The sequence below is a fragment of the Pollutibacter soli genome, assembly GCA_029269725.1.
GTDB lineage: Bacteria > Bacteroidota > Bacteroidia > Chitinophagales > Chitinophagaceae > Pollutibacter > Pollutibacter soli.
The window spans coordinates 11942-27411 of sequence record JARJHS010000015.1 but is presented as its reverse complement, the minus strand read 5'-3'; the positions used below and the strand labels follow the sequence as shown (position 1 = coordinate 27411).

17 protein-coding genes are annotated in these 15470 nt (G+C 41.8%); 3 read left to right on the top strand and 14 right to left on the bottom strand.

All coding sequences use genetic code 11. The annotated features are described in order from the left end of the window. Positions 1-132: 132 nt before the first annotated feature. Entirely contained in the window at positions 133-582 is a 450-nt protein-coding gene (locus P2W82_RS24025) for a hypothetical protein (protein ID WP_336518510.1), read from the top strand. 231 nt (positions 583-813) lie between these two features. Here P2W82_RS24025 and P2W82_RS24020 read toward each other — a convergent pair whose 3' ends face one another. From P2W82_RS24020 to P2W82_RS24005, 4 genes are all read right to left on the bottom strand, one after another. Continuing rightward, on the bottom strand, positions 814-1002 hold the full coding sequence (locus P2W82_RS24020) for a hypothetical protein (RefSeq protein WP_336518509.1): 189 nt from the start codon (positions 1000-1002) through the stop codon (positions 814-816). A gap of 335 nt (positions 1003-1337) precedes the next feature. Further along, a complete protein-coding gene (locus P2W82_RS24015) occupies positions 1338-2144 on the bottom strand; it encodes an SDR family NAD(P)-dependent oxidoreductase (protein ID WP_336518508.1) in 807 nt (268 codons plus the stop codon). A gap of 52 nt (positions 2145-2196) precedes the next feature. Next, positions 2197-3195, bottom strand: coding sequence for an SDR family oxidoreductase (locus tag P2W82_RS24010; RefSeq protein WP_336518507.1), 999 nt, complete (start codon positions 3193-3195; stop codon positions 2197-2199). A gap of 140 nt (positions 3196-3335) precedes the next feature. Continuing rightward, positions 3336-4505, bottom strand: coding sequence for a zinc-dependent alcohol dehydrogenase (locus P2W82_RS24005; protein WP_336518506.1), 1170 nt, complete (start codon positions 4503-4505; stop codon positions 3336-3338). 405 nt (positions 4506-4910) lie between these two features. Here P2W82_RS24005 and P2W82_RS24000 point away from each other — a divergent pair, with 405 nt between their 5' ends. Further along, on the top strand, positions 4911-5567 hold the full coding sequence (locus P2W82_RS24000; protein WP_336518505.1) for a DUF6766 family protein: 657 nt from the start codon (positions 4911-4913) through the stop codon (positions 5565-5567). A 330-nt stretch (positions 5568-5897) separates the two neighbouring features. Here the strand turns inward: P2W82_RS24000 and P2W82_RS23995 are convergent, their stop codons facing one another. The 5 genes from P2W82_RS23995 to P2W82_RS23975 all read right to left on the bottom strand — a co-directional run bounded on the left by P2W82_RS23995 (position 5898) and on the right by P2W82_RS23975 (position 9879). Next, entirely contained in the window at positions 5898-6491 is a 594-nt protein-coding gene (locus tag P2W82_RS23995; RefSeq protein ID WP_336518504.1) for a dihydrofolate reductase family protein, read from the bottom strand. 429 nt (positions 6492-6920) lie between these two features. Then, positions 6921-7718, bottom strand: a complete 798-nt coding sequence (locus P2W82_RS23990) for a 3-keto-disaccharide hydrolase (protein WP_336518503.1) — start codon at positions 7716-7718, stop codon at positions 6921-6923. An 88-nt stretch (positions 7719-7806) separates the two neighbouring features. Then, positions 7807-8244 (bottom strand): DUF2147 domain-containing protein, encoded by a 438-nt coding sequence (locus tag P2W82_RS23985; RefSeq protein ID WP_336518502.1) that lies wholly within the window; start codon positions 8242-8244, stop codon positions 7807-7809. A 343-nt stretch (positions 8245-8587) separates the two neighbouring features. Next, positions 8588-8956 (bottom strand): VOC family protein, encoded by a 369-nt coding sequence (locus P2W82_RS23980; RefSeq protein ID WP_336518501.1) that lies wholly within the window; start codon positions 8954-8956, stop codon positions 8588-8590. Between the two features lie 110 nt (positions 8957-9066). Continuing rightward, entirely contained in the window at positions 9067-9879 is an 813-nt protein-coding gene (locus tag P2W82_RS23975) for a class I SAM-dependent methyltransferase (RefSeq protein ID WP_336518500.1), read from the bottom strand. A 249-nt stretch (positions 9880-10128) separates the two neighbouring features. On the opposite strand from P2W82_RS23975, the gene P2W82_RS23970 reads away from it, so the two are divergent. After that, positions 10129-10329 carry a hypothetical protein gene (locus P2W82_RS23970; RefSeq protein ID WP_336518499.1) on the top strand — a complete coding sequence of 67 codons (201 nt, stop codon included), beginning with the start codon at positions 10129-10131 and terminating at the stop codon, positions 10327-10329. A gap of 92 nt (positions 10330-10421) precedes the next feature. On the opposite strand, the gene P2W82_RS23965 is transcribed toward P2W82_RS23970, so the two are convergent. From P2W82_RS23965 to P2W82_RS23945, 5 genes are all read right to left on the bottom strand, one after another. Continuing rightward, entirely contained in the window at positions 10422-10628 is a 207-nt protein-coding gene (locus tag P2W82_RS23965) for a hypothetical protein (protein ID WP_336518498.1), read from the bottom strand. Between the two features lie 317 nt (positions 10629-10945). Then, positions 10946-11545 (bottom strand): zinc ribbon domain-containing protein, encoded by a 600-nt coding sequence (locus P2W82_RS23960; RefSeq protein ID WP_336518497.1) that lies wholly within the window; start codon positions 11543-11545, stop codon positions 10946-10948. Positions 11546-12000: 455 nt separating this feature from the next. Then, entirely contained in the window at positions 12001-12960 is a 960-nt protein-coding gene (locus P2W82_RS23955) for a nitrilase family protein (RefSeq protein WP_336518496.1), read from the bottom strand. A gap of 170 nt (positions 12961-13130) precedes the next feature. Next, positions 13131-13685 (bottom strand): dihydrofolate reductase family protein, encoded by a 555-nt coding sequence (locus P2W82_RS23950; RefSeq protein WP_336518495.1) that lies wholly within the window; start codon positions 13683-13685, stop codon positions 13131-13133. Between the two features lie 52 nt (positions 13686-13737). After that, positions 13738-15438: a tetratricopeptide repeat protein gene (locus P2W82_RS23945; protein ID WP_336518494.1), complete on the bottom strand. Its 1701-nt coding sequence runs from the start codon at positions 15436-15438 to the stop codon at positions 13738-13740. Positions 15439-15470: the final 32 nt, after the last annotated feature.

Genomic DNA, 15470 nt, shown 5'->3' with positions numbered 1-15470 from the left:
CTAAGCAGCCTCTCAAGGTTTGGGTGACCCTTTTCGGTTTTCAGTTCCGGTGCATGCCGGAACCATTTGTATATCACATCAGATCAATAGCAGAGCAATATCTTTGTATTTAAGAAATAATTCTACCTGCAAATGATAGCAAAAATTATTTTATCTACTTTGGCAGCGACAGCCGTGATGACACTGTTCACGAACATGGCAGCGATGCTGCTGAAGAAAAATCTTTTTGTGATCAGGATCCTGACCCGCCTTCTCGAAAGAAAATCAGAACGCGTAAATCAGAAGAATTTTTTTCCTTATTGGGCTCTAGCAACTATCATTCACTACCTGATCGGGATATTCTTTGCGTTTGTGTGCCTCTATTGGGCACCAAAACTTTTACAGACGACACCCGTGTTCGGTGATTGGCTTACGTGCGGATTGATTCTCGGCGTGGTTGCTGTCGTGAGTTGGATCACTTTGAAAAAGATCCGAGACGGCAGCAGACTGGATGCGCCATGGAAATTATTTTATGTAGTAATTTTCTTAGGGCACATTGTGTTTTCGTTTACATTGTACTACGCATATTTTAAATTCAACTGAAAGGGAAAAGACAGAATTCGGGATACAGGAATACAGGAAGGAATAAAAAAACCAAAAGCGGTGAAGCAGAAAAAACAAATGAAATATAAATGCAACACGGTATGCTGGTTATTCCAACTGCAGATGTTGACCGGAGATGATTATCCAGCTTTTATGTTGAAAAACTCCACAACATTTATCAAACAATAGTGTAAACCCATGTTTCAGGAATCAGACTCAAGAGTTCATCACTCAAAGAAAATCGTGTTTCTTCGGTTTGAAAATCCTCTCCTGTGACTTCGGAAGTTTGTGAGACTTAACTTCCTTTTCTTTTTTCGGTTCAGGATCTTTTTTAAAAAGCTTTTCAATTTTAGAATCTGGTTGGATTTTTAAAAGCTCTTCCAAAACCCTGGTCTTCGCTTTAATCTTTTCTGTTCGCATAGCCTGGTAATTTTGAAAAGGTAAAAATACGCCAAGGGCACAGCGTTTAATAAATTCAAAAGATATTGGGAATTGGGGGTGGATGGCCTGGTATTATAACAAGTCAAACCCTATGCCGCATTCGTTTTCAAAGTTCGGAAATAATTTTTCATCCAGTTTCAAACAGTCGCAATAAAATTTTATGACAGCGTCTGGTAATTTGCACATACTAACTGTCAATCCTTAAAAATCATTTTGCGAACAAATCCTTCGTAAGCATGATAAAAACAGCCAGGATAGACATCCCGGCTGTTATACGTATTAGCCATCGAATTAAATTTTTTAGATACGCTCAATTATTTTTTGCCCGTTTTTTTGTTCACGGGCTCCTGTTTATCCGACATATTATTTGCAACAAACTCATCAGGCAAAATATTGCTCATCGCCACGTTGATCTTATTCCTAAATCCTGAAACAACCATATCATCTCCTCTCATCAGCGCATGATAACCATCCCGGGCTACTTTTGCAGGGTCATCAAGTTTTCCTTCCTGGACAATCTTCGAATCCAGCATATCCGCTTTGTTGAAGAAGTCAGTATCTGTTGCGCCCGGCAGCAATGCGGTTACCACTATTCCCCTGTCTTTCACTTCGTTCCTTAAGGCTTCTGTAAACGATTGAACAAAAGCTTTCGTTCCATGATAGACCGATTGATAAGGCCCAGGCGCTTTACTCGCAATAGAAGATGTATTGAGAATTTTGCCCGAACCTCTTTCGAGCATTTCAAAAAGAAATTGTTTTGTAAGAATAACAAGGGCGGAAATATTCAATTGAATGATAGAGAGTTCGCGCCAGATGTCCGTGTCTTTGAATTCACCGTACTGTCCCTGGCCGGCATTATTCACTAGAATATCTATGGTGATGTTTCTTGCCTTAACCTCTTCATATACTTCAAAGGCCTGGTCGTTGTCAAAAAGATCTTTTGCAATGGTTTCTACCTCCACCCCATATCCCGATAATGTTTCCCTTGTTTGTTGCAAATCGATCTCATCACGGGCGACGATCACGAGGTTATAACCATTCTGCGCGAATATGCGCGCAAGTTCGAGTCCGATACCGGAAGTGCCCCCGGTAATCAGTACGTATTGTTTTAGTCTTTCCATGATTCTGATATTTTGTTGAAGAATTAATGACTAAGGATTTAACCTTTTAGAGTCATTCCACTTTTCCACCGCCATGGGATTCATAAACACTACCTGTTGCAAAACTTGCATCTTCCACTGCGAGTTGAACAAAAATGGAAGCAAGCTCAGCGGGTTGTCCGGGTCTGCCCAGGGCCGTATTCCCGCCAAACTTCATAAGCTTCTCCTGTGTCGCTCCGCCGCTTACCTGTAAAGGTGTCCATACCGGACCAGGGGCGACCGCATTCACACGGATGCCTTTCGGACCGAGTTGTTTGGCCAGCGACTTCACATAGTTCGAAGTCGCCGCTTTCGTTTGTGCGTAGTCGTAAAGTTCCGCAGATGGATTCTCCGCCTGTTCCGAGGAAGTTCCGATGATTGCTGATCCGGGTTTGAGATGCGGTAGTGCAGCCTTGATCGTCCAGAAGGGCGCATAGATATTCGTCTTCATCGTTGCATCAAAATCTTCGGATGACACATCGAGTATCGAAGCTCTTGTCTGCTGACGTGCTGCATTGTTGACGAGAATGTCCAATCCGCCCAATGCCTGTACCGCATCGGCCACCATTTTTTTACAAAACGCTTCATCGCGCAGATCGCCGGGAATAGCGACAGCCTTCACTCCTGCATCTTTCATCAATGCAATCACCTCCTGTGCGTCGTTTTCTTCAGAAGGAAAATAATTGATGGCAACATCTGCACCTTCACGTGCGTATGCAATAGCAGCTGCTCTTCCAATTCCGGAATCACCACCAGTAATCAAGGCTTTTCTTCCTTTCAGGCGACCGGATCCCTTGTATGATTTTTCGCCGTGATCAGGTTTTGGATCCATTTTGTTTGCAAGACCGGGCCAGGGCTGGGATTGAGACCTGAAAGGGGGCTTTGGATATTTACTGGTTGGGTCGATGATTTCCTGCATTGTTGCAGGTGAATTTTTTTCATTCGCAAACGCTGGCACCGCTATCGCAGTCGTGAGCCCGGCTGATAATCCTGCGATCGCTTTTCGCCTGCTAATTAAAGATTCGGTTAACATGATTTGATTTTTGTGGGTTCAGTTTTAGTCTAAATAGTTCATTGCCGAATGTTACTCACATTCATTACAATCATTTCATTTACACAAAAAGTGTGGGGTTCAGCGGAATTCTGAACATCTCAGTAAGGAAAGCACAATATTTATTGCCAGGGATTCAATACCACTTTCACGCAATTGTCTTTTTTCTCATAAAACATTTCATATCCATCTGAAATTTTTGAAAGATGGAGACGATGCGTGATGACATCATCAAGTTTTACTTTGCCTTCTTCTACATATTTCAAAAGAAGGTCAATGTATTTCTGTGCAGGAGCCTGTCCTCCTTTCAATGTTATTCCTTTATCAAAAAACTGACCAATCGGAAAATTATCATAAGGCGTCGGATATACGCCAAGTACTGACACAAAACCTCCACGTCTCACCGCACTCATACACGCTTCAAGTACTTTTGGTGAACCTTTCTCCACATTAATCAATGCTTTTGCTTTATCGAAGAAAGTTCTTTCGGGTTCAAATCCTACAGCTTCAATACACACATCAGCACCGCGACCCTGCGTCATTGCACGGATACCTTCAATTACATTTTTACCATTATCTTCCCACAGTAAAGTTTCAGCATTCGCTGCGAGCCTGGCTTTATCAAGCCTATACTGAAGTGTGTCGACAACAATTACCCTTCCTGCATTTTTCAGCCATGCACTTTTTGCAGCCATTATTCCCACAGGGCCTGCACCGAAAATGGCTACAGTTTCTCCACCCTGAAGATTTGCCCAGTCGACACCCGTATAACCTGTAGGGAAAATATCTGTAAGGAAGAGAACCTGCTCATCTGTTAAGTTATCCGGAACTTTTCGCGGACCATAATCAGCATACGGTACGCGCACATACTCAGCCTGCCCTCCATTGTATCCGCCATACAAATCAGTGTAGCCAAACAATGCACCACCCTTTTCGGTCATTACTCCTCCTTCAGGTCCATAGTTCATAGGATTGCTGTTTTCGCAATGACCAGGTAAATGATGTTCACAGAAGAAACAATGACCGCATGCAATTGGAAATGGAACTACCACTCGATCGCCTCGTTTCAGATTGGTGACTGCAGCTCCTGTTTCTTCGACAATACCCATAAATTCATGACCCAATACCATAGGCCTGGGTTGCGGAATACCACCGGAATAAATATGCAGATCTGATCCACAGATAGCTGTTGCTGTCACTTTTAAAATAATGTCTCTGTCTTTTTCGATTCTCGGGTCGTCAACGGTATCGTAACTGATCTTGCTCGCACCATGTATCACGGCTGCTTTCATGTCTTAAGATTTTATGTGTCAGAGGTAAGAGAGTAGAGTAAAGAGAAAATCTATAATACATCCATAAATGGAAACGCTCAGGCCATTTCTCATTGAGAATTCCTCCGTAGTCTACACGTTTAAATTGTTTCCGAAAAGGCAAACTGTCCGATTATGACCGTCTGAAATGACTAATTGAAATTCTTCGTAAGTCCGAAAAGAATTTTTTTTCGGACCGGGGTAATTTTTTCGGTTTGTATATCGCACTCTACAGCCTTCCATCTGAAATATCGATGATTGGGGGAATTTGTTGCACTCTTTGTGGTTGCCATCTGGATTATTTAATGTTGATTAATCAGCCGGACATGGTGATATGGTCAAAACTTATGCCTGCTGGTACAGAATTAGTAATCCGATACGATAGTCATGAAAAAGTACATACGCAACAACGGATTGTCAATCGTATTTATCGCATTATTTATTTTATCGCTCGGCGGTCAAATCCTTACGGGGTTTAATCACAACAACGATGAGCTGGAAGAAGAAAACAAAGCTCCTCTATCGATGGGAGCATATCTTCAATCAGGTCATTTCATCCAGGCGACCTTTGAGAATTGGGAGAGTGAATTTTTGCAGATGGGATTGTTTGTATTGCTGACGATTTCGTTACGACAGAAAGGTTCATCAGAATCGAAAAGCTGTGATGAACCTGAGGAAGTTGATCGTGAACCAGATCCTAAGAAAAAGGACGCGCCGTGGCCGGTGAAGAGAGGAGGATTGATTTTAAAGCTCTACAAGAACTCCCTGAGCATTGCCTTCTTTTTTTTATTCATTCTATCGTTCGCATTGCATTTATATGGAAGTCTGAAAGATGAAAATGAAAAACGCGCCGCGAAGGAACTGGCTGCTGTTACTTTTCATCAGTATTTAGGCAAGAGCAGATTTTGGTTTGAATCATTTCAGAACTGGCAGAGTGAATTTCTTTCTGTTTTTGCAATTGTAATATTTTCTATTTTCTTACGACAGAAAGGATCCCCTCAATCCAAGCCTGTTGATGCACCGGATGATGAGACGGGGGAATAGTTCGCTGATTACAGCTTTGAGCAGCCCGTTTTTCAGTTTTCAGTTCTTTTTAACCACAGAAGGCACATAGTGGATAACACTCATTTAGTAGAAAACATCCTGTTTTCAGCTCCTTTCTAATTTTCTTAACCACTTGAAAACTTTCTATTGTGCCTATGTTACCTATATGAACTACGTGGTTCAAAAAACAAAGGAACTTTTTTGAACCACGTAGGTCACAGAAGGCACATAGCAGAATAAGCGAACTGAGTAGTTAGCAATACGATTTCTTACTGTTACTGCTTTCTGTTTTTCTTTTTTGCTTATTGCCTTCTTCCCAGTTTTCAGTTTTCACTTTCTTCCTGTTCCTGTATTCTGCATTCCGTATCCTGTTTTATTTATCTCATACCACAACTCCACCATTCCATTCCTGAATCCTGTCACATTTTTCAGGTGCAATGATTGTTCAATGCCGATGTGATCAAACAACAGAAGACCATCACCGAGCATGATCGGTAAAATTGAAATCCTTAACTCATCTGCAAGATGCAGTCTGATAAATTCCTTTGCTAATTGTGCGCCACCAACGAGCCAGACATTTTTATATTTTGATTTTAGACAATCGATGAGTTCCATCAGACTGCCGTTGTAGAGTTCAACATTTTTTCTGTTGACCGGAAGTGATCGTTGAGAAACAATAATTGTCGGCGTTTCTCCATAGGCCCATCCATAATTTCCGGACAATTCAAGCGCATGTTCATAAGTACGTGATCCCATGATGTAGCAGTCCACCGTTTTGTTGAATTCTTCTTCATCAGGGATATCTACGCCTTTTTCAAAATGATCAGACGTATCAAACCAGGAAACACTATTGTCTTTTCTGGCAATAAAGCCATCGAGGCTTGATACCATATGAATTGTAATCGCGAATTTTTCAGGCGACATTTTTAAAATAGGCTTTACGAAGTCAGGAGATAAAAATGTTTTGGGTAAATTTAAAAGGTGACATCAATATTAATAATTTAATGCGTTCTCCTGCATTTTTTAAAGGCTGGCTGATTCAAGGCTGCAGCGCTGTGACCATAGACGAAATCTGAAGAATTTTGTCGTTACGGAAATTGTCCGACTGCTTGCCGGTCGGCAGGTTAACAGAACTAATGCCGTCTGTACAGTGAATTGCTAACTTCTATGTAAACTTTATCTCTTTTCTGTTTTCCGTACTGAGCATTATGAATTCAGATTCAAACAGGACGCTCCCCGGAGCGAAATGCATCCGCTTGCCTGTTTTCAGACTACCTGATGTCAGGTGGTATTTTCAGTTTATTGTTTTCAGTTTTCTTCCCTGTATCCCGTATTCTGTATTCTATATTCTCCTCAAAGTGTCCTTATCCAGATATTCCTGAAACTCACGGGTTCACTGGGGTCGCCATGCGACTGAAGACGAATCGGAGAAGCGCCGTGTGCTTTGTACTCTGGTGCGCCGATCCATGGAGTGTCTCCTTTCAGTTCATAATGATCCTGTACCAGAACTCCATTATGGATCACCGTTACTGTTGCTGCTTTCTGCAAACTGCCATCAGCATTGAAACGCGGAGCGTGCCATACGATATCGTACGTCTGCCATTCACCGGGTTTTTTACATGCGTTTGCCAGAGGAATCGATTGCTTATAAATCGATCCGGCCTGGCCGTTTACATATGTTTCGTTGGTGAAATTATCAAGTACCTGCACTTCATACCCGACTTCGAAATAAGTATTCTCGATGCCCAGGTAAGCAAGAAAAATCCCGCTGTTCCCGCGGGCCTGGCTTTTACCTGTGATGTTTGAAGGAATTCTCCATTCAATATGCATCTGGTAATCCATGAACCTTTGTTTGGTCATGATACCGCCGGATTTTTTATTAACAGTCATAATGCCATCAGCAATCGTCCAGCCCGGTGCTTTTGTACTATCGTTACCATACCAGGCATCGAGGTTTTTACCATTGAAAAGAACGATGGCATCTGAAGGAGCATCAGCAGGTGTTGCACCTGGAGTGACTTTAGGAGGAACAGGACTATATACTTCTGTTTTTGCAGATTCTTTTCCGAGGCTATCCCAGTTGGTTCTTTGTGCGTAAACAAAAGAAGATGCTAAAGACGCGGTGAAAAGCAGGGCAAATTTTCTTGTCATATCTCATTTATTAATAAATACACGCAGGTACTGATTTTCGACCAGCAACCAGCTATAAAAATATACATGTTCCCGGCAATAGCAATGATCACAGGGAACTTCTGCTCCAGATCTCGGTTCTGCCCAACAGACTGACGCCAATATATCCACGGACCTTCAACGTGTTTTTGTCTTTTAATGAAATATAGCAGCTATAAGTTTTTCCGTTTTCCGGATCGTAGATCGTTCCAGCTTCCCATTCCTTTTTGCCGTCGAATGTAAAACTTCGGAGAATCTGTAGTCCGACTATGGGTTGGCTCCGTTTGTTTTTATCTGGATTGTTTTTGTCTGTACGAACGACACCTGCTTCGGTGGGGTTTTTCATCCATACAATCTTTCCATAAAATTTATTTTCGGTTTTATAGATCTGGATCTTGGCTGGTTCTTTTCCTGCAGTGAGCCAGATGCCGAGTATCTCGTCGGCTGTTGTTTGAGCAGAGAGACTTGTTGAGAACGAGAGCAGAGCGACGAAGAATGTTATTCTCATGGTTTGTGATTAGTGAGATATGAAAATAGGATTTCCGGAGTAAAAAAGCCAGCGGTGTTGAGAAGTGCAATGCGATCTGCAGCCTTATGAGAGATTAAAAAGCCTTCGGCCAGGTGAACAGCCGTAATGCTGAAGGCGGGGAAAAATATACGCCGAAGACGCGAAGAAATGTTGAATTGAATAAATCATGTAGTTGGAATTCGCCACCCACACATTGGACTTGATTTAATCCCAGGCCTGGCGAAAAAGAGTAATGCAGACGGCGCATCGGAAAATCACTAACTAAATGATGCTGAAATCCCCTTTATTTTTAAAAGCATTCAATTCCGCAACCGGGTTTTTATCAATGTACCTGGCAAAGCTCAAGGATATTACCATCCGGATCATAAAAAACAAAAGAACTAACAAATTCATCTGTGTTAATCTCTCCTGCTTTAACGTCACGTTTTATCAATTCAAGACGCGAGCCTTCTGCATTGGGCGTTTTAAATATTGGATAAGAAGAACTATTCGGATTAACGGAAATCTTCTCCGGTGTTTCCCAGATGGTTAAACTTGTCGGGCCAAAAGTATCCAAAACGACGAGCCTGGTATTTTCTTCTTCAAACATCACAGACATGCCAAGCTTTTCAGTGTACCATGTTTTTGATTGTTCTATATCAGAAACCCTGATAATGATCGTGTCAATGCCCTGCAGAAAATGTTTGCCCATTTTTATTAGTTCTGTCTTTTCAGAAAAGATCGATTCAAAGACAAGATAAAAGTTCAATTCAGAATTCTGACATTAGAATTCTGAATTGAACCAGATGATATTAAACCACGCTAACACTGAACAGTCACCTTTAGATATGCTGCAGTGATTTCGGTTTTGTCAGTTGAAGCAGAAGTATTATGTTTATTGAACAAATCTTCCAGTTCCTTCTGCAACTCATCAGATTTGTCGTTTTTAGCAGCCGCATCAAATGCATTCATTGTCGGGCCGTAGAAATTCTTAAACACACTTACATATTCTTTTGGTGAATAAGGTGCTCTGAAAATGAAAAGTGCTCTTTCGAACGAAATCTTCTCTTCAGGGATACCTGCAGCACCAAAGCGCTCAATTACATTTTTCTCAACGCCCCAGGTCATAGGACTAATAAATCCTTCGGGCGGCGGCGGTGTATATGCAGAACTGATTTTTAATATCTGGGCAACCAATGTAGGATCATTTGGTATCCAGTTTCCCATAATGATTTTTCCTCCTTTCTTTGTAACACGTACCATCTCATTTGCAACTTTAAACGGATTTGATGCGAACATAGCACCGAAGATGCTGAAGGTCAGGTCGAACTCTCCATCTTTCTGACCATTCAGATCAGCAGCATCGCCTTCAAAAAACCGGATATTGCCAAGACCTTCCTTTCTTGCTCTTTCATTACCTGCATCCACCAGGTTTTGCGCGATATCGACTCCAATGATATCGGCACCGGTTCTTGCAAACGGAATGGCAGTGTTGCCATCGCCGCAACCAAGGTCAAGAACTTTCATGCCTTTTTTCACGCCAAGACTGGCCACAAGCTCTTCGCCACTGTCACGCATAGTCGAAGCAATTTTTGTGAAATCACCTTTTTCCCATAAAACTTTGTTCGGGTTCATATTTGTTTTTTATTATTAGACATTAAATTAGTCCACTACTAAGGTACGGTGGGAATGTGGGTTCTTTCTATCATAATGCATGATAGCTAACGCAACATAAACATCGGAAATAATTCAGCATCACACTACCACCAAATGTGGGGATATTAAGATAGGCTGTCACTGATCTTAAACGTCAGCTCATTTCGGGAAAAACAAAAAAGAGAAAGTATAACCAGGTAGGCGGCAAGGTCAGTCATTTCCATTAGAATGTGTTTTCCATTAGTTCCCAATTCGGAAAGCAGAACAATATACTACCGGGCAATTAACATCAAAGTTCTGTTGGCTTTCGTTTTTTATCATATGAGTATACCTCTCCTGAAAGTTGATCCGGCAAAACCCGCCAGGTATCCGATACTTGCAAGTATCGGATACCTGGGAGCTTTCAGCAAATTCGAACGGATTTTTTGAAAAAACAAGTGAAAAAAACGCTATTTCGACAGAATATTCTCCTTTGTTTTTGAGCAATGCACTTTGGTGGAAAGCGGAAGGATCTTATAGCATCATCTTTCTCTCGTTCTTCCAAAATATAACACATATCCATCTGCGTCTTTTATTTCAAAACCTCGTAAGCCATCTTCCTGATCATAATCGTCGTTGAGGGGCAGAAAAAATTCAACACCGCGGGAGGTGAATTCCGCAGCCAGTGCATCCGGATCGGGAAATGCATGTAGGCATCCCAACGCGCGCAATGCCCTGTTTGTTATCACGTGTATAATTTGGAACAGGATCCACACCAATCGATTTCAGAAATATCATCGAAGCGCCACGTTGCACAATGCCGAAAAAGATATCGTTTTCGGATGGTCCCCGGAAGGTGTCTTCAAAGCCAAGACGATCACGGTAAAACGCCAATGCAACCGAATATCTTTAACGATGAAAAAAGGTGCGATGCCGGTAATTGCAGCTTTTGACATAACTGATCGGATTCACTTTCACAATCAAACCGATCTCATAAAATTATGAACTGCGCCGATAGCAAATGAAAATTTGTGAGTGGTCGCAATAATGCAATATAGTTTGTCAGTTATTTCCTTTCAATATCGATGATCTCACCTTTACCGAGCATGTCTTGCAACTCAGACTTTGCAAAACCAAACACATCTTCCGAAAATTCTTTCTTTTTAAGGTCAGTCAGACCTGAGATTTTATTTGTTTCGTAACTGCTCATTCGGATAAACACGGAATCACCTTCCACCTGGTCAACTTTAAAAAGCGTGTATTGTCGTGTATCAGTTCTAACTTCAAAAAAATCTCCTGCCTGTGGAGTTAAAATCCATTGTGCATTTCGTTCGTCTTTCTTTTTATCGCTGATGAAACCAACCGTAATAATAATTGCTATCAGCGCCAAACCGGAAAATGTCCAGATGGGGGTTTTGACACGACTTTTAATCTCTTCGAAATTTGATTTTAAAGTCGATGACATCTCCTTACTCCTGACCACCTGTTTACAATGCGAACATTCACTCACACCGATTTTACTCATTGGGAAAAGTGGTATCCAGAAAACATGTGCATATTTTTGAAATACATAAACATCAACACTGTTGTGTGTTCCGCAATTGGGGCATTTATCAACCAAATGTTCTTTTGAAAGTTCCTTGCTCCTGGTTCCGTAAACAATCATATGTTTTTCTTTTAGTTAGTTTTCAATGCGTAAACCCGGCGGGGCTAAATCAAAAAACGCGGGGATATCCAATAGATTGCATTATCCAGAAAGTAACGCTGTCGCACAATCGCTTTTTCGACCAATGGTTGTTTTCATTCGACAACCTGTTTTTTCGACTGCGAGAACGTCTTTGTTAACCGGGCATTGAATTTTTTCGTCATCGTCATTAATAATACAGGCGGGCTGTTTTTATATAACATGTTGTTTGCTTAACGCCCGGCTTTAAAAAGTCCACTTTTGCCGCAGCGGAAGGCTGGCGCCATTGAAATCACTCCGGGACAATGTATTTCTTTCATCGCCTGGGAAATTCTACAGAATTCAAATCATCACTTAAATGCAATTTCAATTACCTTGACTTCAGATCTTATTGAATACTCTCTATTGCTTTTCAACTGAATTTTTCACCTGGTCTTCTACTCCATTTTCTCTTTATTCAACCAAACAACTTTTTGTTCCGACTTGTGTGCGACTCCGATAATGTCTCTGTATAAATCAGGTCTCCTTGCATTTAGATATCGATAACCACCGGATTGTTTTAATTTTTCCGGTGTGATCGTTGCCGTTACGAAACCATCCCCCAGCATACGACATTCGGCAAGAATATCACCGAAAGGATCAAGGATCATCGAACAGCCGTTCTTTAATTGATCATCATCCATCCCGATCGGGTTGGAAAATACGACGTATATCCCATTGTCATATGCACGTGCGGGTAACCATTTCATTAACCAGGCACGTCCCTTCAATCCGTCGAATTCCATTCGCAATGATGTAGGATCGATCTCACGATTTTCCCATAGTTTAGGATCGACAAAACCAGCACCTGGTCGCAATGATGGTGTACACATCGTTACATGCGGCATGAAAATGATGTCTGCACCGAGTAGTTTTGTCGCGCGCACATTTTCGATAATGTTGTTATCATAACAAATGAGTATTCCGCATTTCCATCCGTTCAGTTCAAAAACACAATAACTATCTCCTGGGGTCAGGTACGGATTGATAAAAGGATGCAGCTTCCTGAATTTTGCAAGCAACCCGTTTTTATCCACACAGATATAGGCTTTAAACAGTTGGTCATTTTTATCTTTCTCGAACAATCCGGCCAGAATTGCAATGTTATTTCTTCCTGCAATTTCTATCAGCTGCTGCACACTTTCACCATCGGGTATGGCTTCTGCCAGTTCAAGCATTTCTTCTTCTGACAAACGCATCGCAAAAGTATAACCAGTGACGGAGCATTCATGAAAGGCAATCACATCCGATCCTTCTTCCGCGGCCTGTCTTGAAAGTTTGTCGATGACTGAAAGATTGTACGCCTTGTCGCCACTTTTATTTTCGAACTGGGCAGACGATATTTTTAATTTGTCCATTGTCGATTTTTCTTTCGGACAAATATAGATCGATGATTGCAAGTAAATTGTATAAAAACGTCCTGGGTGATACCGCCCGGGTAAGATCGAAAAAATCAGCTTCCAGCCCAATCGTATCATTCAGACATCTGCCGGGCTTATCACAAGGACGGATGAATGCCGATACATATCTAATCTCTTTTCGTTTCATAATAATGCGTTACTGCACCGCAGCCAAATGTTTTACACTTTATCCACCTGAGATTGATTCTCTCCTGGATATTTTTAAAGAGCGGCAAACCCTTTCCAATGATCGTCGGCTGCACGCTGATCTGGTATTCATCAACAAGGCCGAGATTCGTCGTCGATACAATTAAGCCAGGGCTTCCCACCAGGATATTTCCACCAGGCTGTTTCCTGATTTCAGCAATTTCCTCTTCGATATCGTGTTTTGCCAATCTTGCCGTTTTCCAGCTGACGTTTTTTAATGAATGAGAAAAAACTACTTTTGAAATCCTGTCGATCGCCACAGCAAAATCATCCATCGCTTTCACGCCCATCGGTTTTCTGATCAGTATTGGCCAGAAATCTTCCATCAGCTGGTAGGTAGTTCTTCCATACAAACAGGTGTCGGCACTATTCAACAGATCAGTATAATGCTGATGCATTTCATCGTCTGCAATCATTTCGGTATGATCGCAATATCCGTCGAGAGACATATTCATTACAGCAATTACTTTTCTCATATTCCTTGTTTGTCTACGAAGCCGAAATCAATTGAAAATAAAAATGCATAGTTCATTTCCGCACACTACTATTGTGTGTTTTCAGAAACTCTCTTACTGCAATGAGTTCAGGTCGATGTGATCCGGAACCGACTACAGATACCAGTTGTTCGTAGTAGTTGATAGCTTTTCCCTTATCACCCAATTTCTCAGCAGCAACGCCCGCACCATACAAACTATTAAAACGGTTCGGACTTTTCTGCAATGCCATTTCATACTCCTGCAATGCCAGGTCATATTGTTTTAACTGAAATAGCATGTCAGCATACAGTTCACGAGCGGGTAAAACCTCTCCCGGCGTAACGGGATGCTTTGATGCGCTGTCTTCCATATCAGCAGCAGCTTTCATTAAAGTCAATGCTTTCGTTTGTTTATTTTCCATCGAGGCAATCCAGGCCTCTCCGGTTTTAACCTGGATCTGCACCTGGTTTGATTTGTACTTATCATTTTGCTGAATCAACGTATCTCTTAATACACTCAGCGTTGCGAGCTCCGTTTTTGCTGCAGACATTTCGCCTGTATGTACGGCACCTAACAGTCGCGCAAAATGTACAATAGATTCCTGCCAGGGAAATTTCTGCCACGGGAAATCTGAAGGATGCAATTGCAGTTCCGAAGCACCCTGCCAGTTTCTATTCTCAAGCATAACCCTTGCAGGCGAAGCTGCAAAAGTGTATGCAACTTTGAAATTAACCGGATGGACTTCCTTGATTGTTTCTATGTATTGCACCTGTTTTCTGGCAGCCTCTTCATCTCCTTTTTGCAGATATGCGTACACGATATAGTCGAGTCCATGCAGCTCTTCATCCCAATGCCCCATTATTCCTGCGGAATGCGCGTAACATTTGGCAGCTTCAACAGAACGCAGGTTGATTTCAGCGCAATCATCCCACATCCCGAGACGTGTGTATATATGTGAAGGCATGTGCAAAGCATGCGCTGATGAAGGCGCCACCTGCGCATATCTTTTTGCAGCAGGCAAACCCAGGCTGGCAATCACCGGATAATCGTATGTATGAATGATATAGTGAACAATTCCGGGGTGATTGGGTTGAACTTTATAAAGCGAATCGAGAATCGCACCTGCTTTTTTCTGGTTTATATATGAGCCATCAGATGGATCTGCAGAGGCATTCAATGACAGTGCGTAAAATATTGACACTTCACTATTAGCAGGGAATTTGTTATGAACATCCTCCATAGCTTTTTCAAATTGGATACTTCTTGCGCGTGGGTTGGATTTCTCCCAGTGCTTATAATACGCAGCGAGAGCATCAATCAAACCGGCTTCCAATTCGGATTTATTGTAGATCGATTTTGCAATGGAAACAGCTTTGGATCCCTTTATAAGATCAGCTTCAGACGGAGGCTCCCATAAAGCATGATAAACACTCATAGCAACACCCCAATATGCGATCGCACAGCCAGGTGATTTATCTATAATCTTAGCGAACATTTTTTCTGACTCATCATATTCGAAGGAATGAAGCAGCGCTAAGGCGGTATTAAAGTCAGCTTTCACTTTTTCATCACAGGATGTTTCAAAACTCACAGTACCAAACTCCTTATCAGGAGGTCCGCAGGAAATAATTTCTCCTGTTTTTAAGTGAAGATCATGTATAAATGCCTTCTCCGGTGCGGAGGAATTCAGATTACAGGCACTAATGTATACAACGAGCAGGAAGAATACCAAAAGAGACTTTTCGGATTTCATGACAGGAATGTTTAATTCCTACAGAAGTTAAA

What these genes read in the sequence shown, in the direction of transcription:
- P2W82_RS24025 (WP_336518510.1), top strand. Translation starts at nt 133, where the DNA reads ATGATAGCAAAAATTATTTTATCTACTTTGGCAGCGACAGCCGTGATG.
- P2W82_RS24020 (WP_336518509.1), bottom strand. Translation starts at nt 1,002, where the DNA reads ATGCGAACAGAAAAGATTAAAGCGAAGACCAGGGTTTTGGAAGAGCTT.
- P2W82_RS24015 (WP_336518508.1), bottom strand. Translation starts at nt 2,144, where the DNA reads ATGGAAAGACTAAAACAATACGTACTGATTACCGGGGGCACTTCCGGT.
- P2W82_RS24010 (WP_336518507.1), bottom strand. Translation starts at nt 3,195, where the DNA reads ATGTTAACCGAATCTTTAATTAGCAGGCGAAAAGCGATCGCAGGATTA.
- P2W82_RS24005 (WP_336518506.1), bottom strand. Translation starts at nt 4,505, where the DNA reads ATGAAAGCAGCCGTGATACATGGTGCGAGCAAGATCAGTTACGATACC.
- P2W82_RS24000 (WP_336518505.1), top strand. Translation starts at nt 4,911, where the DNA reads ATGAAAAAGTACATACGCAACAACGGATTGTCAATCGTATTTATCGCA.
- P2W82_RS23995 (WP_336518504.1), bottom strand. Translation starts at nt 6,491, where the DNA reads ATGTCGCCTGAAAAATTCGCGATTACAATTCATATGGTATCAAGCCTC.
- P2W82_RS23990 (WP_336518503.1), bottom strand. Translation starts at nt 7,718, where the DNA reads ATGACAAGAAAATTTGCCCTGCTTTTCACCGCGTCTTTAGCATCTTCT.
- P2W82_RS23985 (WP_336518502.1), bottom strand. Translation starts at nt 8,244, where the DNA reads ATGAGAATAACATTCTTCGTCGCTCTGCTCTCGTTCTCAACAAGTCTC.
- P2W82_RS23980 (WP_336518501.1), bottom strand. Translation starts at nt 8,956, where the DNA reads ATGGGCAAACATTTTCTGCAGGGCATTGACACGATCATTATCAGGGTT.
- P2W82_RS23975 (WP_336518500.1), bottom strand. Translation starts at nt 9,879, where the DNA reads ATGAACCCGAACAAAGTTTTATGGGAAAAAGGTGATTTCACAAAAATT.
- P2W82_RS23970 (WP_336518499.1), top strand. Translation starts at nt 10,129, where the DNA reads ATGTGTTTTCCATTAGTTCCCAATTCGGAAAGCAGAACAATATACTAC.
- P2W82_RS23960 (WP_336518497.1), bottom strand. Translation starts at nt 11,545, where the DNA reads ATGATTGTTTACGGAACCAGGAGCAAGGAACTTTCAAAAGAACATTTG.
- P2W82_RS23955 (WP_336518496.1), bottom strand. Translation starts at nt 12,960, where the DNA reads ATGGACAAATTAAAAATATCGTCTGCCCAGTTCGAAAATAAAAGTGGC.
- P2W82_RS23950 (WP_336518495.1), bottom strand. Translation starts at nt 13,685, where the DNA reads ATGAGAAAAGTAATTGCTGTAATGAATATGTCTCTCGACGGATATTGC.
- P2W82_RS23945 (WP_336518494.1), bottom strand. Translation starts at nt 15,438, where the DNA reads ATGAAATCCGAAAAGTCTCTTTTGGTATTCTTCCTGCTCGTTGTATAC.